Below are 20,004 nucleotides of genomic sequence, written 5' to 3'. Positions count from 1 at the left end.
CGTCAAGTGTTGCGCACGCAGCGTGGCGTCGTCTGATTTTCCCAACTCCTTTCGAAATGGGATGCTCTGAGGGCGGCGTGCGAGCAGAAAAAAGAAGGGCAGGCGTGCGCATATCATGGCAGGTATGGATATAAAAATTGTCATCGCGGACCCGTCACGAATCGCTGATGTAGCCCTCCTGCTGGAGGAGTATTTCACGGCCCAGGAGGTCGTCAAGCGCGACTCGATTGAAGACATCGCCAGATCGTTGAATGCGCCTGGCGATTCGTCATGGCTTGCCGAGGTGGATGGCGTGGCGGCGGGCTACGTTGCTTTGAGGCAGCTGGACGTAGCCGGCATCCCCGCCGCTACGGCGCTTGAGTGCAAACGGTTGTATGTACGACCTGAATATCGCGGGCAGGGCATCGCCGGCAGCTTGCTCGACGCCATGGAACTCCATGCCAAGAAAATTGGTGTCAACTGGATTTACCTGGACAGTAAAGACGATCTCAGGAGTGCGTTGCGAATCTACGAGGAGCGCGGCTACCTGGTTTGCGACCGTTACAACGACAACCCACAGGCCACCGTGTTCATGCGCAAACATATCGTCTAAGCGCCCAGGCGGTGGCGCTGCTCTCATCGTTCACTGCAGAGGGCGAGCACGTAGAACTCAATCTACAACTTCAGCCAATTCGTGCGGCGGTTCCTGAATGGCGGTTGCTTTGAGTCCTATCACCGTAGTCCTTGCCCAGCACTGTCTTCTGATCGTTGAATGAGCTCAATTTTGTAGCCATCTGGATCGGTGACGAAGGCAATCACCGTAGTGCCGCCTTTGACAGGCCCGGCTTCGCGCGTGACATTCCCGCCCGATGCCTTGATTTTTTCGCAAGCAGCGTAGGCGTCTGGTACGCCCAGGGCGATGTGGCCGTAGGCCGTGCCCATCTCGTATTGCTCAGTCCCCCAGTTGTAGGTCAACTCAATCTCAGCCTGGTCAGGATTTCCGCCGCCGTAGCCGAGGAAGGCGAGTGAATACTTGTACTCCGGGTTTTCAGAGCGGCGCAACAACTGCATGCCCAGCACTTGGGTGTAGAAATCAATGGAGCGATCAAGATTGCCGACGCGCAGCATGGTGTGGAGGATTCTCATGCTGCTATTTTCGCCGCTCCGATTTATTCGTGCTGAGAACTCTTGCGCAGAACTCTCGCATGATCAGAGCGGTCAAATAGGATAAGGTCCTGCGAACGGATTGACGTGACTGAAATGACAGGCGATGCCATCCTGGGGCGTCCAGCGGTAGATGCCAACCATGGGCGGCTCCATTCGGCAGGCCAGGGGTGCTCCGGGTTCCAGATTCAGGTCAAGTTGGTGGGAGGATGAAGGCGCCACTACCACCGGCGCTCCCCCTAGTGCGCCCACCACGGGGCGGTGAAGGTGTCCTGCGGCAATCAATTGCACCTGTCCATGCTCTGCAACCAGTTTGCGCAGCTGTGGCGCTCCTTGTATCAAGCCGCACGCATCCATGATCGCTATGCCAGACACCAGAGGCGGATGGTGCATGAAAATCACCACGGGTTGGCCTGCGCAGGCTTTCAGTTGCACTTCGAGCCAGTGCAACTGAGCTTCCTCGAGAAGACCATGGGCGAAGCCGAGATGGACCGTATCCAGTCCGATGAAATGAAGGCCCCCACGCTCAACATGAATGCACACTCTTCCAACGGGAGCGTCAGCCGCCACCGGCATCAAGTCTCCCAGCACGGATTTGGCCATATCGGGGTTGTCGTGGTTCCCGGGTATCGCCAGCACCAGGAGTCCGCGCTCAGTGAGCTCGGACAGTTCCTCGCCGATGACCCGTGCCAGTGCCTCGTAGTCCTGGGTGTGTCCGTTTTCGCTGAGATCACCACTCAGTAACAGGACATCAGCCAGAGGTTGAAGCTGACGCAGATGCGCAAGCGCACGTCTAAACGCTTCATCCGGACCAGGGTGCGCTTTCATCAGGTTTGTGCGTAACCCGATGTGGGGGTCAGTGACATGAGCTATCAACATGACGTGCTCCAGGTCATTCGGCTAGCCTCTGACTTCCCCGTCGATCTGCCGAGTAGTCGTCCGCAGTGCAGACGATTCCCTCCACTTCCCCAGAACTTGATATGTCGTAGTTCATTGCGTCCGTTTCCGACGTTTTCCTCAGTACGAAAGACCCGATTGTTATTGGTGTGGCTGGCTAGCATACGCCTATGGGCACTCACTACATCAGTGAATCGTCCTGCTTTGAGTTTGCAGTCAAGATGGTAGCGAACTTACTAAAGCGTGGATCTCAAGGTTTCATTTTGTACCGTTCCCGGGTGGGTGTCATGTACTGAATCCGAGAGAAATGTCACGCCGGAGACTTTATTTTGTGCCTCGCTCATTGCTTGGCTCCATGGATGAAAATGACCTGCTTCATGACATTGCTATTTTCTGGCCATGGCCGGATTGAACTGTAGAAAGACCACCTGCATGACCATGCTCACTCAAACCGTGCTGTACACCGATATCGATGGCAGGGCACGCTGGCGAGACGAACCATGTCTACTCTCAGAAGGTACCCCTGCTGCCCGTCTCACTCCGCTGCAAGCTTCAGGCGGATTGCAGTGGCGCAGTAGTCCCGTGGGTTTCAAGAGTGATTTTCATTGCACAACAACACCGCAGTGGCTTGTGGTGCTTCAGGGACGCATGGAGATTGGCCTGCAAGATGGCAGCTCACGCCAGTTCGGGTCTGGAGAGTATTTTTATTCCAATGACACTTTGCCTGTCGGTGCTTCTTTTGACTCGAAACTGCATGGGCATTGCAGCCGACAGGTCGGAGATGAGCCATTGGTGACCTTGTTCGTACGCACCTGAGAGCTCGTTCCTCTCCAGTGCTCCCATGCCACCCATTTCGATTACTTGATTTCATAATCTATATAATTAGCTGCCATATGATATGGCAACTAAGAAATGAAGCTTGAGCAAAAATACCGCGCCTTGATTCAGGACGCGCAGCGACGCAAGTTACCGGATTTGAGCGGCATTGAACTTTGCTTCAGTACGCTCTCCCTCGCAGTTGGGATTGACCGAAACTGTGCAGCGCTGCTGGCGCCTCATGGGCTCTCTGAAGGTCGATTCGTACTTCTGTTTCTTCTGGATGCTGCAGAAGACGGATTGGCACCCCACATGTTGGCTGAACAGGCGGGGGTCACGCGCGCTACTGTCACTGGATTGCTTGATGGGCTGGAGCGCGAAGCGTTGATTGCCCGACATGCCGACGCCCAGGACCGCCGCGGACTTTCCATCCGGCTCACCCCCAAGGGAAAGCGTTTGGCCAATACCGTGGTCGCGCAGCACGGCCAGTGGATAGCGAGTCTGTTCGGCAATCTGTCAGAACCTGAGCGCGCGCAGCTGACGATCTTGCTGGAGAAGGTGGCAGGTAATCTTGAAAGTTCAGCGCCGTGACTCCTTCAACACGAACGGGCGCGACACGCACCGCGGATATTTCCAAGGAATTGCTACACGCCTTATCCAGAGGAGAGGTGCAAAGCGCCACGCTGACCGAGTGTCTGGCCATCGACCAAGCCATGCTCGCTCGAGCCGTCTTTCCGTCGCTGACTCCGCTTGAACTGGCGGCGATAGATGAAGCCTGCCAGCTGGGTGTTCTCAAACGCATGGCTCGCATTGGAACGATTTTGTGGAACTCCATGGGAACAGATGGACTCACTCAGTGTCTTGAACATCGCGCAGACATGGCCCGAGGATGGGCGTGCTTCATGATTGGCATTCAACCAGAAATGGAATCCAGCGCGCGATTGGCCGCAATTCGCCCGTTGGCTGACGACGCACATTTCGGCGTGCGCGAATGGGCGTGGATGGCCGTGCGGCCAAGCTTGGTGCGGGAACTGCCAGATGCCCTGGTGCAATTGCAACAATGGACACAAGAGCCCTCCGAGCGTCTGAGGCGCTTCGCAAGCGAAGTATTGCGCCCACGCGGGGTGTGGTGCGCTCACATCCCTGCACTCAAACGCGAGCCAGAGCAAGCATTGCCCCTGCTGTCGGCCATGTGCGCAGATTCTTCTACTTATGTGCAGGACTCGGTGGCGAACTGGCTAAACGATGCCGCCAAGGATCAACCCGATTGGGTACGAGGCGTGTGCTCGCAATGGTTACAAGACTCACCGACCGAATCCACGCGTCGTATATGCCAGCGCGCGCTGCGAAATCTCAAGTAAAGGTCAAACCACCGGTCGAGATTTCATCCAGGGGGGTTTTGCGGTGCGGGCCTTTGCACTGTGGCTGTTGCTTCGGAACGTTTGGCCATCCGTAGGAACGTTTTTCTCGCAAGCGAATGGCCTTGTGAGGAATGCATCAAAGTGCCTCCCTATCCGCTTTGTTTGGGCTCACATCCGTGCGGGAAGCAAACCGATCCAGGCATAAACGAACGAAAGGTTCAACCGTCGGTGGGCTGGAGCGTGCGCTCGGTGTACAAGCGCAGATTGTCCAGTAGGGAGTCGACTGCTTACTGAAGCGACGGCAAACCATCCCGTTCATGTTGACCGTGTGCATAACCGATGAAGGCAGAATGCCTATGCCCAGTCCGGCAACAATCAACCCGAGCACTGTGCCAACATGCTCGACTTCAAATGCTGGCCGCAGGACTGCACCGTGCAGCAAGTATTGCGCATCCAGTAGTTGTCTCACACTGCTGTCAGTGCTCCTGACGATTAATTTGCAGGGAATGATGTCAGTCCATTCCAGATTGCGACGGCGTGCGAGCGGGTGGCTGGCGGCACATATCACGACCAGTGGATCGCGAAACAGCAGTTGAGACAAGAGATCATCGACATCGTTTCGCATCGGCATCAGCGCGACGTCCACCGCACCCGAACGGAGCATGTCAACGCATACGTTGGACATGACGTCATGGATGTGTAGATCGATGTGAGGGTAGTCGGCTATGTAGCGCACCAAGATATCAGGCAGTACGCCCGCAGCAACCGACGGTGCAACGGCGATATTCAACCGACCCTGTTTGCCCGCGAGGATGTCGCGAATGCGTGCCATGCCATGGTCGATGCCGTCCATCAGGCCGGTTGCAATGGGCATGAATTCCGTGCCGACTACGGATAAGGACACGGTTCGCGTGTCGCGATCAAACAGTCGCGTTCCGACGATTTCCTCGAGACGACGAATATTCGCGCTCAGGGCCGGCTGCGACAGATGGACCCGCTCCGCTGCATGACTAAAGCTCAAGGTATGCGCGACGGCAAGAAACGCTTCAATCTGCTTGAGCGTGATAGTCATACGAAAGCTTTGATTTTTTACTTATCCAGTGTTTGGATAAGTCTATCAAAAATTGAAGCTTGTCGAATAAATTGACTCTCAATACATTCGGCGGAATCCCTGTAATTTCGCAGGGACGTCTTTCACTGGAGCGGACAGGATGAGCGGAAATACCGATCGTTTGTTGGGTGGACCAGAGGTCTGGAGCGGTGCTGAATTGAGCGGACAAACGGACTGGATTCAACATGTTGAGCCGGCTGAAATTGACGAGATTGATGCCATGCTGATGGCATTCAAAGGGAGAACAACGGCGCTCACGGATTTAGGTCGGGGTGACTTTCCTATGCCGCGCATTGCGCGGCGATTCGCAGCCATTCGATCCGAGCTCGAAGGTGGGCGCGGCTTTGCCTTGCTTCGAGGGTTGCCCGTCGGTCGCTACTCATTGGAAGATTCGCGCTTAGTGTTTTGGGCTATGGCTGTCCACCTCGGTGACCCTCAAACGCAGGATCGGCTCGGCAACCGCATGCACAGCGTCACTAATACAGGTCTGAAGGTCGACAACACCAACTCGGTTCGGAGTTACCAGACTGATGATGAGCTCACTTTTCATAATGATGGCGGCGACGCCTTTATGTTGCTTTGTCTTAAGACCGCTAAATCGGGTGGCATCAGCAAACTCGTCAGCGTGGCAAAGATCTACAACGAAGTGCTGATGCGCCGCCCCGATCTCATCGAGGTATTGCAAGCGCCCTTTCATTTCGATACCCGAGATCAGCATCCCACCGGACTGAAAGTGCAGACTTCCCCCATCCTGAATTTCTTTGACGGTCGCCTCAGCGCCTTGTACAAGCGGCGCTATCTTTTGACTGCTCAGCGGTTCCCGGAAGTCCCGCGCCTGACCACTGCGCAGGAGGAGGCGGTCCAACTTGTGGAAGAAATCTGCAACGATCCCGAGATTCAGATGAGTTTCAGCATGCAGCCCGGCGACATTCAGATGGCGAACAACTACTCGGTCCTGCATGCACGGAGCAAGTACGAGGATTACGAGGACCCGGCGGAACGTCGTCACCTGCTGCGTGCATGGCTCACATTGCCCAATGGCCGCTCATTGCCGCCTCACTTCGAACTAACGCGAGAGTTCCGCACGTCCTATTTGAGTCGCCATAGCGAAATGACCCACATCACGGCATGAATATCGTCTCAGCAGCTTGCGAAATTGCGGGCGTAACCGAAAATTGTTAAACCGGAGATCAGAATGAAACTCGCACGAATGCGAACGTGGAACAGTTTTTTTTCGGTGACCCTGGCTGCCAGTGTTGTAGCAGTCAGTTCACTCGCTGTCGCGAATGAATCGTATCCGAGCAAGCCCATTCAATTGATCGTGCCTTTCACACCCGGAGGCAATACGGATGTGTTGGGCCGCGTTATCGCCCAGAAGCTCAGCGAAGCATGGGGACGTTCTGTTGTAGTGGACAACCGTCCTGGGGCGGGCGGCACGATGGGCGTAAATTTGGTTGCTAAAGCCAAGCCCGATGGCTACACCATGGTTCTGGGAGCGTTCGGCAACATTTTGGTTGCACAGAGTCTTTACAAGAGGCTGCCATACGATCCAATGACCGACTTGGTCCCGGTCATTCTGTTGGCAACCCCGCCAACCATTGTGACCGCCACTAAAACGCTTCCGGTCAAGGATATAGCTGGCCTGATCTCCTATGCCAAGGCGAATCCGGGGAAGGTGAACTATGGCTCATCCGGGAACGGCACGTCGAATCACTTATTCGGTGAATTGTTCGCGTCGATGGCAGATGTGCGCATGGTCCACGTGCCCTACAAAGGCAGCGGGCCGGCGATTAATGATCTGATCGCCGGAACGATACAGCTCAACTTCGCACCGGTACCTCTGGTACAACAGCAAATCAAGGCTGGTAGTCTTAAGGCACTCGCGGTGACGGGCGCTCAGCGATCGCCGGTTTTCCCCGATGTGCCAACGGTTGCCGAGGCTGGCCTCCCAGGCTATGAAGGCAATGGATGGTTTGCACTGATGGTGCCGAAGGGCACGCCCAAGGAAATCGTCACGAAGCTCAATGTCGAGATCAACCGCATTCTGAAATCCCCCGATATGCGTGCGGGACTCGCTGCGGAAGGCGCTGACCCGATCGGTGGTACGCCCGCTGATGCCGCGCGCTCCATGGCGCAAGGCATCAGCAAATGGCATGGCCTAGTCAACAAGCTGGAACTCAAACTTGAATAGTGCAAGCAAGTGATGCCTCGTTTGGTCGACAAGGATGATGCCCATCCACGCCGCCCATGTTGTTTATCTAAAGCGATATTCCCTGCAGGCCAGTGGCGATCGGGAAAACTCACTAAATCCAGGCTAGCGGGAGCAGCGAACCCGTGCTTGATCAGGAGCTCGTCGCAGGGCGAGCAACCTCCATCTCAAGGAGCATTTGCGCCATGCCTTTGCCCATAGGGTCGTTGCGCAGGGAAGACGGCCCCCCGCCGTCCAAGGCCTGATCCATCACGAAGTTCAAGGCGTGCATGCCAGAGGCTTCGTAGCGGTTGATGCCGCCTTTGACCAAATGGCCCAGGTGCGTGCGAACACGTTGGGTCGTCAGAACTCGCCTCAAGTGATCGAAGTGCGCCGCATTCCGGGCGAACACCGCCACGTTAGAGGTATCGCCCTTGTCACCTGACCGAGCATGCGCAATGTCCATTAGCGGCACGTAGGATGCTTCGGGGCTATCCGTCGTGGGCTCGCTCTGCGCGCGTTCATCTTCAATATAGGGGTAGGGCGCAGAGCCGGTGGTCGCCAGCGCCACCTCATGCGTTTCACCCTCCATGATCACCCGTGGTGGATTCAAACTTGCTTTGGTCACCAGGCAGGTGAACAGGCGGTGCAAGGGCTCCACGGCAGGCCTTGAGTTCAGTGTCAGCGAGCTTCCGCTGGTGGTTCCCGGCGCGAAGGAAACTCCCGGGGCGCGCGACTCTCTGGAGAACAGATCCAGCGCTTGCGCAGAATCATGCGTGACCACAAGCCGCGCAATGGCCTCGCGGCAATGGCTGGGTTGTGCATGTGGCCCGTAACCGTCTTCCGCTCCCACAACGGTCGCCGCATACCTTGAAAAATCCGCGAACCCGCGCTCCTTGAGCAAACGGCGGGTTCGATTGAGCAATGCTTCGCTGGTGCGACGGGCCTTCGCCGTTGCGTTCATTCCAAACACGGAAACCTGGGCCGTGCATCGGTAGCCGGCCTGGTAGCTGGCGGACATTTTGTAGGTATCGGGCGCAAGGCTTCCACGCGCCCCTTGCACCAGAACTCGATCGGGACCTATGGCGCTCGTGGTGACTGCGGTGAAATCGCACACGACGTCGGGAAGCACGTAATGCGCGGGATCAGCCACTTCGTACAGAATTTGCTCGTTCACCGTCATGGGCTCCACCAGGCCGCCCGTACCAGCAGCTTTGCTGAGCACGAAGGAGCCGTCGGCATGGCAGGTGGCATAGGGGTAACCTATGTTTTCCCAATCAGGCACACGCTCCCAATCGGTGAAGATTCCGCCAGTTGCCTGCGCGCCGCATTCCAGGACATGGCCTACCAGAGATCCGCTGGCAAGCAGATCCCACTGGTCTGCGCGCCAACCAAATTCGTGCATCAGGATGCCCAGCGTCGCTGCACTGTCCACAATCCGTCCGGTGACCACAATGTCGGCGCCTAATTCCAAAGCCCTGGCAATGGGCGGCGCGCCGAGATAGACGTTGGCGCTATCGACGCTGAGGGGAACCGGGGCCTTCGTATAGAAATCCTGAGCGCCTGAAGCACGAAGCTTATCCACCATGTGCATGCAGTCGTCGCCCACCGCATAGGCCACTTTCAGTGGCAGGTTCAGCTTTGCAAGTTGAGCTCGGATGGCGGCGGCACAGGCTTGCGGGTTGAGCCCGCCCGCATTGGCCACCAGGCGTATGCCTTTCTCTGCGCAGGCCACGGCGATCTGCGGAAGAACGTACTCAACGAACTCGGTGGAATAGCCCAGCTGCGCGTTGGTTTTGCGCGTCTGGGAAAATCCTGAGAGCGTCATTTCGGCCAGGTAGTCAAACACGAGGTACTGCATACCCGGCACATTCACCAGTTGGGTTGGCCCGAGAATGCTGTCTCCTATGAACGCTGAAGCGCCACCAATCAAGACGGTTTTGGAATTCATGCTCAGTCCAGAGAAATATTCAGCGCTTTGATGACCTTGCCGTTGACGTCTGATTCGCTGATAAGAAATTTATCGAACTCCGCAGGCGTGCTGCCCACAGGATCGGTGCTGATGGAGGCCAGTTTGGCGACCAGTTCAGGGTCCTTGAGCACTTCGGAAATGGTGGCCGCCAATTTGTCAACGATGGCCTTGGGCGTTTTTGCTGGCGCCAGCAAGCCCGACCAGGCGTAGGCCACCATGTCGGGGTAGCCCGCCTCGCGCACGCTGGGAGCTTCGGGCAAAAGCGGTGAGCGACTTCCTCCGGTGACTGCCAATGCGGTCAAACGGCCACTCTTGATATGTGCGCCCATTGCAGAGACGGCGTCGAACATATAGCCCACGCGCCCCGCCAAGAGATCTGAAACAGCTTCGGAAGAGCCCTTGTAGGCCACGTGTTGCGTGGAAGTCATGCCTGAACTTCTTGCAAAGCGCTCCCCGAGCAGATGCGCGGCCGAGCCTACGCCGCTGCTGGCGAAGGTGAGCGGGGCATTCTTGTCTTGGCCTGCAGTCACCAATTGCTTGACGCTGGTGATGCCAGGTCGGCCCGTGACCAGCACCAATGAGGTGTTGGTCAGTTGCGAAACCGGCGCGAGATCCGAGCGGGCATAGGGCAGCTTTTTGTAAAGCGCGAAATTGTTGGCGTAAGCGCCAATCGCTACCAGCAGGGTATAGCCATCTGGCGCTGCCTTGGCCACAGCTTCCGTCCCAATGATGCTGTTGGCGCCGGGCTTGTTGTCGATGATGAAGTTTTGGCCAAGCTTCACAGACAGGCGTTTGGCCACCTCCCGCGCGATGATGTCGGTGTTGCCTCCCGCAGGGTAGGGCACTACGACGCGCACAGGTCGATCGGGGTAGGCGGTATCGGCGAATGCCTGGGGGCTGGCAGCCAGAATCATCGCAGCGCTTAGTGTGCCCAGGAGGCGAGCGGTGCCGCCGAACGTGAAAAGTCTCTTCATTCCATGTCTCCTTCGATGTCTTGTTGTGACCCGATTATGGGAATCGACAGGGGATTGCGCTATGCTGAAACACGGTTTTTTGTGATAACTAAGTGGAATCACCCATTCGAATCCCTATGGAAATCAATGATTTGCTTTGGTTCAAACGTGTCGCCGAGCGCGCTAGTGTCCGGCGGGCGGCAGCCGAACTGGGCGTCAGTCAGCCTGCACTCTCCAAATCCATCCGACGGCTCGAAACTTCGTTTGGCCTGAAAATTTTCGAACGCTCGGCACGGGGGGTACTTCTGACGGATGCAGGTCGGTTGATTTATCAGCGTGCCATTGAAGTATCGGACTGGAGCCTGAACGTCTCGGCTGACGTTGCTGGCCTGAAGTCTGGGAGCACGGGCTCCCTTCGCGTGGGCGTGGTGCCTGCTCTTATTCAAACTTTACTGATACCGGCTGCCAAAGCCATGTTGGATCAAAGCCGCTTCGAGATCCGTGTGCAATTGAGCGATCAGTTGTTTCAGCTACTGAGCAGTGGGGAGATCGATTGCGCCATTGCCGCCATGGACGATCGTGTGTCGAATGAGTTCAATCATCAACTGCTTGGCCAGCAGCGAAGCTTGGTGGTGGGGCGCGTCCATCATCCGTTGCAGAAGAGAGCATTTGATGTCGCTGATCTGGGAGCTCAGCAGTGGGTCTTGTCGTCCAGAAACATCGTGCTGAGGCAGTGGGTGGACCGTTTCATGAGAGACGAGGCCGGCGTTCAGTTGGTGCCGGCGGTGGAGGTAGACGCTACGCCGGCGGTGTTGGCTCCGCTGATCGAATCGACGGACTTGTTGACCGTACTCACGGAAGACGCTCTGGCGTCGACGGCATGCAAAAAGCTGCGTGCCTTGCCAACGCCCGCGCCGGTCTGGCGTTTGGATATTGGCCTGTTCTGGCGTCGCACGGCGCAATTTGGCCCTCAGATGGAGCGATTCCGCAGCTTGGTGGCTGGCGCTCAAGCCAGCAGGAGCGCCGGAGCATCTCAATGAGGCGAGGGGGCGGGCCAGATGTCAACGGCAGCTTGGCACGAAGGCGTTGATGAAGCTCAGCGGGCACGGCGCTTAGCGTCTGGAAAGGATTCCATTTTCGAATCCTTGGATCAATTTATTTGGTTTGTTAGGAATCAATGTGCCTCCTACTATCTCCCCAACCGTCCATTGCATCTGATGTCCATTTCATCTGATGGCTATGGACGGGCTTACCTCCAGGAGACGCTTCATGAAAATCACCATGCTTGGCACCGGCGCAGCGCTGCCAGACCCTGATCGCGGCCAGTCGGCTATTCTCATTTCCACCGATGCGGGCAAACACTATTTGTTCGATTGCGGCGAAGGTGCCACACGTCAGATGGTGCGGGCCAACATCAATCCTGCGGATGTAGGGTTGGTGTTCCTGACCCATCTCCACCACGATCACATCAGCGACTTTCCCTACTTCGTGATCTCCAGCTGGATGCTCAACCGCACCGGTTCGCCGATTCTGCTTGGCCCCAAAGGAACGAAGAATTTCGCCAACCATTTGTTTGAGGACGGTGCGTTCAGGGCCGACTTTCTGGCCCGCTCGGCTTACCCCGTGCGCAAGGACAATATTGAGGCCGTACGCCCCGACGTGCGCGAGATCGTGCCCGGCGTGGTGTACGAAGATTCGGACATCCGCATCACCGCATTGCATGTGGACCACTTGCCGCACGAAATCTGCGAATGCTATGGCGTGCGCGTAGAGGCGGATGGCAAGGTCGTGGCCTTCAGCGGCGACACCAAACCATGCCCAGCCATGGTGGAACTGGCCCGTGACGCAGACCTGCTGATCCATGAGTGCACTTTTCCGCAGTCGTTCATAGACCACCGAGCAAAGACTGGCGTGGGCACCTATTCGCACACCAGTCCTTTGGGGCTGGGACTGATCGCCAATGAGGCCAGGGCGAAGAGCGTGGTCGCCACGCACTTCGGGCATTTCGACTCAACCAGCCCGGTGCTCAAGCGGGCGGCTGCCAAGCATCTGCCGGTGGAACTGATGGGGCCCCACCTGATGGAAGACGTCGTGCGCGACATCCGAAAAAATTACCAGGGTCCTTTGCGACTCGCGCACGACCTGATGCGCATCGACCTGTAGCCCGCTCGACCAACCAAGGATCTTGCCATGTATGCCCAGTCCGCTTCCCGTTTGTGGCTTCATTTGTGCAGCTGCGCCGTGTCCGCTTTGACCTTGGCCTGGGGCGCTGCTGCCCACGCGGCATGGCCAGAGATGCCCATCCGTGTGGTTGTTCCCTACCCTGCAGGGGCGGCGGGCGATCTGGCCCTGCGCCAGATGCTGCCCCACCTGCAGGCACGCCTGGGGCAGCCTGTGGTGATAGACAACAAACCCGGCGCTGGCGGCAACATCGGCGCCTCGGATGTGGTGCGCGCCAAACCCGATGGGTACACCCTGCTGTTGGGGGCGACCAACAACTTTGTGATCAACCAGTACTTGTACCCAAACATGGGCTACGACCCGTTGCAAGCGCTGGCGCCGATCACCAAAGTGGTCAACGTCCCGTCGGTGCTGTTCATCAACGGTGCCGTGCCGGCGCGCAGCTTTCGCGAGTTCGCCGACTATGCAAAAACCAGGCCCGGAAAGCTGAACTTCGGCTCACCGGGCAACGGCACCGCGCCGCATCTCTCGGGTTTTGCGTTGTCGGAAGCTATGGGAGCCCAGATGACGCACGTGCCCTATAAGGGCGCGCAACCGGGTGTGAATGGTCTGATCGGTGGAGAGGTGCAGATGTTTCTGGTGGGGTGCAGCGTTGCTGGCGCACAGCTGGCCTCGGGCCGAATCCGGGCGCTGGCGGTCGCATCTCGCGAGCGGCTCAAGGCGCAGCCAGATCTGCCGACAGCGGCGGAGGCCGGAGTGCCTGATGTCATCCTGAGCAACTGGTGGGGTTTGGCCGCACCGCGCGGCACCGACCCTGCGATCCTCAAGCGGCTGGCCGATGATGTCCACACCGTGCTGGCTCTGCCGGGCATGCAGCAGTACCTGTCGGCACAGGGCTTCGTCGCCGCGTCTGGCTCGCCTGAGGCGTTCTCCCGGCAACTGGCCGAAGAGGCCGAGCAGTGGCGAGGCATCGTGAAGAAGTCCGGCGCCACCGTGGATTGAGGCGCCATCGCTCAGTCGAGGGTCTCCACCTGTCCCTTCAGTTCCGCAGCAACTTGGCGCACCAGTCCGATGAAGGATTCAACCACCGGCGAACGCATGCCTTGCGCGTGCAGCAGCAGGCCCACTGGCGGCATGCTGAGGGGAAGCGGCAGGTGCAAGATTTCGAGTTGCCCACGTGACTGGTAGAGCTGGGCCACTCCGAGCGGCATGGCGGCAACCATGTCCGTTTGATTCAGGATGATCTCGACCATCATCTGCGATGTCGTCTCAGTCCTGGGTGTTGGCCGGCCAAGGCCTTGCTCTACCAGCACCCTCTCGAGTTGTTGGCGAAGCGGTGCGAGTTCCGGCGGGAGTATCCATTGCACGTCGGCGAGGTGTCTTGCAGAAAGGCCGCGTTTTCGGAGCAAGGGATGCTTCTTGCGCACCACCAGGCTCACAGGCTCTTCGTACAGACTTTCAGAGCAGTAGAGTTCATGCTGCGTGTCGGGCGAAAGACGTCCGAGAACGATATCCAGCTCGTCCCGCGCGAGTGCCGGCAGCAGCATTTCGTTGGCGCCTTCTGTGACTGTGACTACCAGGTCCGGCATAGTGGCCCGGACTCGTTGCAAGACCTCATTGAGCAGCCTGGGAATCGCGACCGGGAGTGCCCCAATACGGACCCTGCCGGAAGCGCCAGCGGCCACCAGATGTGCCTCTGCAACCGACTCGCCTAAGTGATGCAGCAGCAGCCGCGCCCAGCGGATGACGGTGTGTCCTGCTGCCGTTGCGCGTAAGCCGCGTGGTAGCCGGTCGAAGAGGGTAGCGCCGTAGATTTGCTCGACTTCCTGCAGCAGCTTGCTCGTGGCGGGCTGGCTCAAATTCATTCGGGGAGCCGCGTGGTGAATGTTGAGCGTATCGCCAAGGGCATCCAGCAGCTCGATGTGACGCAGTCGTAGCTTCGCTCGAAGACGATTGTTGAGGTGAGGGTGCATGGCGTTTCAGATCAGATAACCCAGTCGGGCGTTTCGACGTCCTAACCGTTTGAGAATGACGTCATGGCGAAGAGTAATTCAAACTCTTCGACGCGCTCTGAATGCCCTGACCTATGCGTGCACCTGTTCACCTTGAAGCGGGACTCTGATCTGCCAGTGGCAGACAGCTCATTGGCTTTCTGCAACTGTCTGCTAAACCCCCTTCACTCACTCACTCGTTCATTCATTCGATCGAGAGCAATTCCTTTGCCACGGCCAGTTGGACCTGGCACACGGACTCGACTTGGTCGACAAGAACATACTCATCCACGCCGCCCATATTGAAAGCGGTAGGTCCGTAGACCACGGCAGGCATGCCTGCATGCCGGAACAGCCGAGCATCGGTCAGGCCCACTCGCATATTGGCCACCGCATCTTGCGCCACTTTTTCTCGAGCGTGCTTCAGAAAGCACTGAACAAGTCGGTGGTCTGGTGAAGTGAGTGCGGGTTCTGTTTCGCTGCCCGGGATAGTCTCCCATTGAACGCCTGGGTGACTTGACAGGCGTTCTGCAATCAGGCGCTTGATTTCCTCACCGCTGAAGCCTGACGGGAATCGGATATCTACGCAGGCCTCTGCATGCCCTGGAACGATATTGGCCACGTGTCCTGAATGGAAAGTGCCGACATTCACCGTGATATTGCGCAAGTTCTCGAACTCGCCCGCGCCGCCTTCCTGCTCGGAAACCTCGCGTGCTTCCTCCATGGCTTTCAGCACTTGCTCCGGCAACCTGGTGGGCAGCTGGCGCAAGGTCAGTAAATCGTGAAGTGCGGCCATGAGCAATTCAATGGCGTTGATGCCCAGGTGAACGTGAGCCCCGTGGCAAGCCTTGCCAGTGCTGGTGAGCTTGAGCCACATGACACCTTTTTCACCATAGCGCACCACGCGCGGGTGTCCGGCATCCGCATTCAGCAGATAGTCGCCCCGAGACTCAGGCACGTTCGCGAGCAGCCAACGTGTTCCCCACGTGCCTCCAGTTTCCTCGTCGGACACCAGCGTGAGAACCAGCTCGCCTTGCATCTGGCTCTGCTTTTGCGCCAGCTCCCGTACCACGGTGACCAGGATGGCAATGCCAGATTTCATATCTCCGGCGCCACGCCCATAGAGTCGGCCGTCGCGGATCTCACCACCCAATGGATCTGTGGACCATCCGGCAGGATCGCCCACGGCAAAGGTATCCAGGTGTCCATTGAGAACGACGCGAGGCCCGGCTTGGGCGCCGCGAACAATGGCCACCAGATTAACAACGCCTTTCTGCGGCTCAAAGCGTTTGATCTCGACGTTGGGAACGTTCAGTAGATTCGTGAGCGCTTCTGCAACGGCCGTTGTATCGCCGGGTGGGTTTTCACTTGGAATTCGAATCAGGCGACGGGCGATAGAGATCAGCTCGGTTTCTGCGGCGGGTGTAGTCATGCCTTGCACTGTTTAGTTCACGGTAATGTTGCGCGTTCTGACGACATCGCCCCAACGCTTGTATTCACCCTGAATAGCGCGAGTCAGCGCGGGCCCAGAGGTGTCAGTGGCCTTGGTGATGGCCAGGGAAGTGAATTTCTCCTGGACGCCGCTGGACTGCAGGGCCTTGTCGAGTGCGGATCGAACTCGGTCCACCACGGCCTTGGGCGTGCCTGCCGGGCCTACGATGCCCAGCCAATAATCGACGGTCACATCGCGATAGCCGGCTTCGGAAAATGTCGTGGCAGAAGGAAATTCGGGCACTCGGTGGTCAGACGCGATGGCAAGCATTCGGAGCTTTGCGCCGTCCAGATAGGGTTTTGTGGCCAGATAGCTGTTGAAAAGTCCATCAAGGCGGCCCGCCAGCAAATCCGGAATGGCTGGCCCAGTACCGAGGTAGGGAAGATGTGTCAGCTTAAAGCCGGCCGATTGAGCGAACACTTCTGCCATCAAATGGGTCAAGCTCCCATTGCCGCCTGAGCCGATGCGCATGCCTTCCGGCCGGGTACGAGCCAGCGTGACGAACTCCGCCAGCGTTTTCGCCGGTAAGGCATCCGGCACCACAAACCCGAGCGACGACCCTCCAATCAGGCCGATGGGCTCAAGATCTTTAACTGGGTTGTACTTGGCCGATGCTTTCAACACATGGGGGACGATGGTGACCGGCAGATCTGTCAGGAGCAAGGTGTAGCCGTCAGCAGGGCTTCGGACCACGATCTCGGTTCCAACCATCGAGCCTGCACCAGGTTTGTTGTCGATCACCAAAGGCTGGCCCAAAGAACGACTCATTTCATCGGCGATCACGCGCGCCACGATGTCCGAGGGGCCACCTGGTCCGTAGGGCACCACGAGGCGGATAGGCTTATTGGGAAAAGCCGCTGGTTGGGCAATGGCTGCGGCGCACGCCATCGCCAGCAAGCTTGTGAAGAAGGCGTTTCGGATAAAGCGAATCATGTTGAGTTCAGCTCGAATGAATAACAGTCTTGGGACCCCTGCAAAACCCATTGCGGGCGCCGCGAGGGGAGTTGCAGCGCACTTCCAGAGTTTCCCAAGAGTTCAAACCATGAGTCAAATGAATGTTTTGAGGTATTTTCAAACCTGTAGTTATGATTTGCAGCATGAAAAGTGCCCCCATCCGCCCGCATCACATTGCCTTACTGCAGGTGCTTTCAACCTCGAGCACGCTGACCGAAGCCGCGCACCGCTTAAACATTACGCAGCCAGCAGTAAGCAAGCAGTTGTCTCAACTGCATGAGGATCTGGGATATCGGCTTTTCGAGCGACGTGGCCACACGCTGCGACCAACATTTGAGGCGCGTGCCCTGTTCGATCAGATTGGCCGCGTCAACTCCTCATTGCTGGTGCTCAATGAGCTTGCGACGGAATTTCGGGACGCCCGCCCTGGGCATCTGCAGATCGGCTGCATTCCATCGGCGGCCATCCACCTGTTGCCACATGCCTTATTGCAGATCCAGTCTGCAAACAAGGACCTGCTTAGCACCATTCACACCGGTAATACCGCTCAAGTGATTCAATGGGTGGACACCCAGCAGGTGGATGTGGCCATCGGCATGAAGGTCAGCAATTCGGAAAAATGGCACTATGTACCTTTACTGCCCCTCAAGCTTGAGTGCCTGATGGTTCACAACCATCCACTGGCGAAGCTGAACACCATCACTGCAAGCGATCTGAATGGGTATCAGGTGATCGGTATCGAGTACCCTTCGGTCGTTTGGCGAGGAGAGGGGCAACTGCCATGGTGGGATCAGGAACTCGTGTCCGTGCAGACGCGAGTCGATTCCGCTCACGTGGCATGCAAGATGGCGGAGCTAGGCATGGGTGTGGCCATTGCCGACAGTCTTTCCGTGGCTTCATTTGCCAACGAGCGGATGTGCCGCAGACCTTTCAGGAATCAGGTGCGTGCCGAGATTGGTGTTTATCGGGCTACGGATCGACCGGGAAATGACTTCGCCAAAAGTCTGGTCATCGCACTGCAGAGATATATGTCTTCACTTGAGCTGTCGCCTGAGTTCAATCTGGCGTAGATTGAAATGGGACGCAGGCGATGTACTGACGCTCTTGGATTCATAAAACAAAAAAGCGCCCCGAGGGCGCTTTTTTGCTTGGTCTTTGGCGGAAGCGGTGAGATTCGAACTCACGAACGGTTTCCCGTTGCCGGTTTTCAAGACCGGTGCAATCGACCACTCTGCCACGCTTCCTGAATCTTGAGACCCAGATTCTATCTGCTCGAACCGGGCAAATTTTCTCTGATCTCTCCAAAAAGAAGCCCGCTGCGTGCAGCGGGCTCGCTTCTTGGAAAAACTGAATTACTTCAGCTTGATTTCTTTGTACTCAACATGCTTGCGAGCTTTAGGGTCGAACTTCATGATCGACATTTTCTCGGGCATGGTTTTCTTGTTTTTGCTGGTCGTGTAGAAATGACCAGTGCCGGCTGTCGATTCCAGCTTGATTTTTTCGCGTCCACCTTTGGAGGCCATGATGCTGTTCCTTTAAGTCGGTTTAGGCTTGGCCGCGAGCACGCATGTCAGCGAGCACGGCGTCGATACCATTCTTGTCGATCAGGCGCAGGGCAGCGCTTGATACGCGAAGACGCACCCAACGATTTTCGCTCTCGACCCAGAAACGGCGGTATTGCAGGTTCGGCAGGAACCGGCGCTTGGTTTTGTTGTTGGCGTGGGAAACATTGTTCCCGACCATTGGGCCTTTGCCCGTGACTTCGCACACACGTGCCATGAACTAACTCCACAGTCATCAGCCGTTGCTGGCGCCGCAAAATGCGACTCGCTTCGGCCTCACCTCGCCAGATTAAGGGTGGCGGTAACCCTGTCAGCCGGTAGCCACTACAGCATCCGGCCACCTGAAATTAGCAGGTTAAACCCCAGCCAATTACAGGAAAGCCCTCGATTATAGCCAGAAATCCGCGGGTGCAGGGCTAGTCGCCTTCCTGATCAAGAAAACGCTGTGCGTCAAGCGCGGCCATGCAACCGGTGCCAGCACTGGTGATGGCTTGTCGGTAAACGTGGTCCTGCACATCGCCGGCGGCGAACACGCCTGGGACAGAGGTTTGAGTAGCAAAGCCTTTCAGGCCGCCTTGCGTCACGATATAGCCGTTTTCCATGGTCAGGTGACCCTGGAAAATTTCGGTGTTGGGAGAGTGGCCGATCGCAATGAAGCAACCTTTGAGGTCCAGATCTTCTGTCGTGCCGTCAGTCGTGCTTTTAAGGCGTATGCCGGTCACGCCGGAGTCGTCACCCAGTACCTCATCCAGAGTGCGGAAGGTTTTGAGCTCAATCTTGCCTGCACGCACCTTGTCCATCAATTTGTCAATGAGGATGGGCTCTGCCCGGAACCGATCTCGCCTGTGCACAAGGACAACCTTGCTGGCAATGTTGGACAGGTAAAGTGCTTCTTCCACTGCCGTGTTGCCGCCACCCACCACACAGACGGGCTGGTCACGGTAGAAAAAGCCATCGCAGGTGGCGCAGGCGGACACCCCTTTGCCCATGAAGGCGGTTTCGGAGGGCAAACCCAGGTACTTGGCTGAGGCTCCCGTGGAAATAATGAGGGCGTCGCAGGTATAAGTGCCGTTGTCTCCAGTCAGGGTGAACGGACGTTGGCTGAAGTCGACCCGGCTAATATGATCGAAGACAATTTCCGTGTTGAAACGTTCTGCGTGCGCTTGGAAGCGTTGCATCAAGTCAGGGCCCTGTACGCCGTCGACGTCCGCAGGCCAGTTGTCCACGTCTGTGGTGGTCATCAATTGACCACCTTGAGCCATTCCGGTGATCAACAGGGGCTTCAAATTGGCGCGGGCGGCGTAGACTGCTGCGGTGTAGCCGGCAGGACCGGACCCCAGGATGAGGACTTTGGCGTGTTTGGAATTCATTCAATAACTCTTG

At 57.3% G+C, this 20,004-nt stretch carries 21 protein-coding genes and 1 tRNA gene; 10 read left to right on the top strand and 12 right to left on the bottom strand.

What is annotated here, in order from left to right:
• The first annotated feature begins 124 nt into the window (after positions 1 to 124).
• On the top strand, positions 125 to 592 hold the full coding sequence (locus ABIE13_RS19830) for a GNAT family N-acetyltransferase (RefSeq protein WP_354446635.1): 468 nt from the start codon (positions 125 to 127) through the stop codon (positions 590 to 592).
• Between the two features lie 119 nt (positions 593 to 711).
• Here ABIE13_RS19830 and gloA read toward each other — a convergent pair whose 3' ends face one another.
• Positions 712 to 1,125, bottom strand: a complete 414-nt coding sequence (gene gloA / locus ABIE13_RS19825; RefSeq protein WP_354446633.1) for a lactoylglutathione lyase — start codon at positions 1,123 to 1,125, stop codon at positions 712 to 714.
• Between the two features lie 72 nt (positions 1,126 to 1,197).
• Positions 1,198 to 2,022, bottom strand: coding sequence for a metallophosphoesterase (locus tag ABIE13_RS19820; RefSeq protein ID WP_354446631.1), 825 nt, complete (start codon positions 2,020 to 2,022; stop codon positions 1,198 to 1,200).
• 450 nt (positions 2,023 to 2,472) lie between these two features.
• On the opposite strand from ABIE13_RS19820, the gene ABIE13_RS19815 reads away from it, so the two are divergent.
• From ABIE13_RS19815 to ABIE13_RS19805, 3 genes are all read left to right on the top strand, one after another.
• A complete protein-coding gene (locus ABIE13_RS19815; RefSeq protein ID WP_354446629.1) occupies positions 2,473 to 2,856 on the top strand; it encodes a hypothetical protein in 384 nt (127 codons plus the stop codon).
• 96 nt (positions 2,857 to 2,952) lie between these two features.
• Positions 2,953 to 3,447: a MarR family winged helix-turn-helix transcriptional regulator gene (locus ABIE13_RS19810; protein ID WP_354446628.1), complete on the top strand. Its 495-nt coding sequence runs from the start codon at positions 2,953 to 2,955 to the stop codon at positions 3,445 to 3,447.
• On the top strand, positions 3,444 to 4,217 hold the full coding sequence (locus ABIE13_RS19805) for a DNA alkylation repair protein (RefSeq protein ID WP_354446626.1): 774 nt from the start codon (positions 3,444 to 3,446) through the stop codon (positions 4,215 to 4,217). The genes ABIE13_RS19810 and ABIE13_RS19805 overlap by 4 nt, the downstream gene beginning before the upstream one ends.
• A 136-nt stretch (positions 4,218 to 4,353) precedes the next feature.
• On the opposite strand, the gene ABIE13_RS19800 is transcribed toward ABIE13_RS19805, so the two are convergent.
• The gene (locus tag ABIE13_RS19800) at positions 4,354 to 5,289 is read right to left on the bottom strand and encodes a LysR family transcriptional regulator (protein WP_354446624.1); all 936 of its coding nucleotides are present in this window, start codon (positions 5,287 to 5,289) and stop codon (positions 4,354 to 4,356) included.
• Between the two features lie 139 nt (positions 5,290 to 5,428).
• On the opposite strand from ABIE13_RS19800, the gene ABIE13_RS19795 reads away from it, so the two are divergent.
• Both ABIE13_RS19795 and ABIE13_RS19790 read left to right on the top strand, forming a co-directional pair.
• Positions 5,429 to 6,460 carry a TauD/TfdA family dioxygenase gene (locus tag ABIE13_RS19795; RefSeq protein ID WP_354446623.1) on the top strand — a complete coding sequence of 344 codons (1,032 nt, stop codon included), beginning with the start codon at positions 5,429 to 5,431 and terminating at the stop codon, positions 6,458 to 6,460.
• A 63-nt stretch (positions 6,461 to 6,523) separates the two neighbouring features.
• Positions 6,524 to 7,519: a Bug family tripartite tricarboxylate transporter substrate binding protein gene (locus ABIE13_RS19790; protein WP_354446621.1), complete on the top strand. Its 996-nt coding sequence runs from the start codon at positions 6,524 to 6,526 to the stop codon at positions 7,517 to 7,519.
• Positions 7,520 to 7,670: 151 nt separating this feature from the next.
• On the opposite strand, the gene ABIE13_RS19785 is transcribed toward ABIE13_RS19790, so the two are convergent.
• Both ABIE13_RS19785 and ABIE13_RS19780 read right to left on the bottom strand, forming a co-directional pair.
• On the bottom strand, positions 7,671 to 9,467 hold the full coding sequence (locus ABIE13_RS19785) for an acyclic terpene utilization AtuA family protein (RefSeq protein ID WP_354446619.1): 1,797 nt from the start codon (positions 9,465 to 9,467) through the stop codon (positions 7,671 to 7,673).
• A 2-nt stretch (positions 9,468 to 9,469) separates the two neighbouring features.
• Positions 9,470 to 10,462, bottom strand: a complete 993-nt coding sequence (locus tag ABIE13_RS19780; RefSeq protein ID WP_354446617.1) for a Bug family tripartite tricarboxylate transporter substrate binding protein — start codon at positions 10,460 to 10,462, stop codon at positions 9,470 to 9,472.
• A gap of 116 nt (positions 10,463 to 10,578) precedes the next feature.
• Here ABIE13_RS19780 and ABIE13_RS19775 point away from each other — a divergent pair, with 116 nt between their 5' ends.
• The 3 genes from ABIE13_RS19775 to ABIE13_RS19765 all read left to right on the top strand — a co-directional run bounded on the left by ABIE13_RS19775 (position 10,579) and on the right by ABIE13_RS19765 (position 13,624).
• On the top strand, positions 10,579 to 11,481 hold the full coding sequence (locus tag ABIE13_RS19775; RefSeq protein ID WP_354446615.1) for a LysR family transcriptional regulator: 903 nt from the start codon (positions 10,579 to 10,581) through the stop codon (positions 11,479 to 11,481).
• 229 nt (positions 11,482 to 11,710) lie between these two features.
• Entirely contained in the window at positions 11,711 to 12,604 is an 894-nt protein-coding gene (locus ABIE13_RS19770) for an MBL fold metallo-hydrolase (protein ID WP_354446613.1), read from the top strand.
• Between the two features lie 27 nt (positions 12,605 to 12,631).
• Positions 12,632 to 13,624, top strand: coding sequence for a Bug family tripartite tricarboxylate transporter substrate binding protein (locus ABIE13_RS19765; protein WP_354446611.1), 993 nt, complete (start codon positions 12,632 to 12,634; stop codon positions 13,622 to 13,624).
• 11 nt (positions 13,625 to 13,635) lie between these two features.
• On the opposite strand, the gene ABIE13_RS19760 is transcribed toward ABIE13_RS19765, so the two are convergent.
• The 3 genes from ABIE13_RS19760 to ABIE13_RS19750 form a co-directional block, all read right to left on the bottom strand.
• Positions 13,636 to 14,595: a LysR family transcriptional regulator gene (locus tag ABIE13_RS19760; protein WP_354446609.1), complete on the bottom strand. Its 960-nt coding sequence runs from the start codon at positions 14,593 to 14,595 to the stop codon at positions 13,636 to 13,638.
• A gap of 223 nt (positions 14,596 to 14,818) precedes the next feature.
• Entirely contained in the window at positions 14,819 to 16,045 is a 1,227-nt protein-coding gene (locus ABIE13_RS19755) for an ArgE/DapE family deacylase (RefSeq protein WP_354446607.1), read from the bottom strand.
• A gap of 12 nt (positions 16,046 to 16,057) precedes the next feature.
• A complete protein-coding gene (locus ABIE13_RS19750) occupies positions 16,058 to 17,038 on the bottom strand; it encodes a Bug family tripartite tricarboxylate transporter substrate binding protein (protein ID WP_354446605.1) in 981 nt (326 codons plus the stop codon).
• 164 nt (positions 17,039 to 17,202) lie between these two features.
• Between ABIE13_RS19750 and ABIE13_RS19745 the strand changes: the two genes are divergently transcribed.
• Complete coding sequence (locus tag ABIE13_RS19745; protein ID WP_354446603.1) at positions 17,203 to 18,129, top strand: LysR family transcriptional regulator; 927 nt, start codon at positions 17,203 to 17,205, stop codon at positions 18,127 to 18,129.
• A gap of 86 nt (positions 18,130 to 18,215) precedes the next feature.
• Here ABIE13_RS19745 and ABIE13_RS19740 read toward each other — a convergent pair.
• From ABIE13_RS19740 to trxB, 4 genes are all read right to left on the bottom strand, one after another.
• Positions 18,216 to 18,303 (bottom strand) — tRNA-Ser (locus ABIE13_RS19740).
• Positions 18,304 to 18,411: 108 nt separating this feature from the next.
• Complete coding sequence (gene rpmG / locus ABIE13_RS19735; RefSeq protein WP_019425810.1) at positions 18,412 to 18,582, bottom strand: 50S ribosomal protein L33; 171 nt, start codon at positions 18,580 to 18,582, stop codon at positions 18,412 to 18,414.
• Between the two features lie 22 nt (positions 18,583 to 18,604).
• Positions 18,605 to 18,838, bottom strand: coding sequence for a 50S ribosomal protein L28 (rpmB, locus tag ABIE13_RS19730; protein ID WP_028601562.1), 234 nt, complete (start codon positions 18,836 to 18,838; stop codon positions 18,605 to 18,607).
• A gap of 199 nt (positions 18,839 to 19,037) precedes the next feature.
• Positions 19,038 to 19,991: a thioredoxin-disulfide reductase gene (gene trxB, locus ABIE13_RS19725; protein WP_354446600.1), complete on the bottom strand. Its 954-nt coding sequence runs from the start codon at positions 19,989 to 19,991 to the stop codon at positions 19,038 to 19,040.
• Positions 19,992 to 20,004: the final 13 nt, after the last annotated feature.

The sequence above is a fragment of the Ottowia thiooxydans genome (genome assembly GCF_040548795.1).
Lineage (GTDB): Bacteria > Pseudomonadota > Gammaproteobacteria > Burkholderiales > Burkholderiaceae_C > Ottowia > Ottowia thiooxydans_A.
Note: the sequence above shows the minus strand (reverse complement) of the source record. Positions and strands in the feature narration are given on the sequence as shown.

What these genes read in the sequence shown, in the direction of transcription:
- ABIE13_RS19830 (WP_354446635.1), top strand. Translation starts at nt 125, where the DNA reads ATGGATATAAAAATTGTCATCGCGGACCCGTCACGAATCGCTGATGTA.
- gloA (WP_354446633.1), bottom strand. Translation starts at nt 1,125, where the DNA reads ATGAGAATCCTCCACACCATGCTGCGCGTCGGCAATCTTGATCGCTCC.
- ABIE13_RS19820 (WP_354446631.1), bottom strand. Translation starts at nt 2,022, where the DNA reads ATGTTGATAGCTCATGTCACTGACCCCCACATCGGGTTACGCACAAAC.
- ABIE13_RS19815 (WP_354446629.1), top strand. Translation starts at nt 2,473, where the DNA reads ATGACCATGCTCACTCAAACCGTGCTGTACACCGATATCGATGGCAGG.
- ABIE13_RS19810 (WP_354446628.1), top strand. Translation starts at nt 2,953, where the DNA reads ATGAAGCTTGAGCAAAAATACCGCGCCTTGATTCAGGACGCGCAGCGA.
- ABIE13_RS19800 (WP_354446624.1), bottom strand. Translation starts at nt 5,289, where the DNA reads ATGACTATCACGCTCAAGCAGATTGAAGCGTTTCTTGCCGTCGCGCAT.
- ABIE13_RS19795 (WP_354446623.1), top strand. Translation starts at nt 5,429, where the DNA reads ATGAGCGGAAATACCGATCGTTTGTTGGGTGGACCAGAGGTCTGGAGC.
- ABIE13_RS19790 (WP_354446621.1), top strand. Translation starts at nt 6,524, where the DNA reads ATGAAACTCGCACGAATGCGAACGTGGAACAGTTTTTTTTCGGTGACC.
- ABIE13_RS19785 (WP_354446619.1), bottom strand. Translation starts at nt 9,467, where the DNA reads ATGAATTCCAAAACCGTCTTGATTGGTGGCGCTTCAGCGTTCATAGGA.
- ABIE13_RS19780 (WP_354446617.1), bottom strand. Translation starts at nt 10,462, where the DNA reads ATGAAGAGACTTTTCACGTTCGGCGGCACCGCTCGCCTCCTGGGCACA.
- ABIE13_RS19775 (WP_354446615.1), top strand. Translation starts at nt 10,579, where the DNA reads ATGGAAATCAATGATTTGCTTTGGTTCAAACGTGTCGCCGAGCGCGCT.
- ABIE13_RS19770 (WP_354446613.1), top strand. Translation starts at nt 11,711, where the DNA reads ATGAAAATCACCATGCTTGGCACCGGCGCAGCGCTGCCAGACCCTGAT.
- ABIE13_RS19765 (WP_354446611.1), top strand. Translation starts at nt 12,632, where the DNA reads ATGTATGCCCAGTCCGCTTCCCGTTTGTGGCTTCATTTGTGCAGCTGC.
- ABIE13_RS19760 (WP_354446609.1), bottom strand. Translation starts at nt 14,595, where the DNA reads ATGCACCCTCACCTCAACAATCGTCTTCGAGCGAAGCTACGACTGCGT.
- ABIE13_RS19755 (WP_354446607.1), bottom strand. Translation starts at nt 16,045, where the DNA reads ATGACTACACCCGCCGCAGAAACCGAGCTGATCTCTATCGCCCGTCGC.
- ABIE13_RS19750 (WP_354446605.1), bottom strand. Translation starts at nt 17,038, where the DNA reads ATGATTCGCTTTATCCGAAACGCCTTCTTCACAAGCTTGCTGGCGATG.
- ABIE13_RS19745 (WP_354446603.1), top strand. Translation starts at nt 17,203, where the DNA reads ATGAAAAGTGCCCCCATCCGCCCGCATCACATTGCCTTACTGCAGGTG.
- rpmG (WP_019425810.1), bottom strand. Translation starts at nt 18,582, where the DNA reads ATGGCCTCCAAAGGTGGACGCGAAAAAATCAAGCTGGAATCGACAGCC.
- rpmB (WP_028601562.1), bottom strand. Translation starts at nt 18,838, where the DNA reads ATGGCACGTGTGTGCGAAGTCACGGGCAAAGGCCCAATGGTCGGGAAC.
- trxB (WP_354446600.1), bottom strand. Translation starts at nt 19,991, where the DNA reads ATGAATTCCAAACACGCCAAAGTCCTCATCCTGGGGTCCGGTCCTGCC.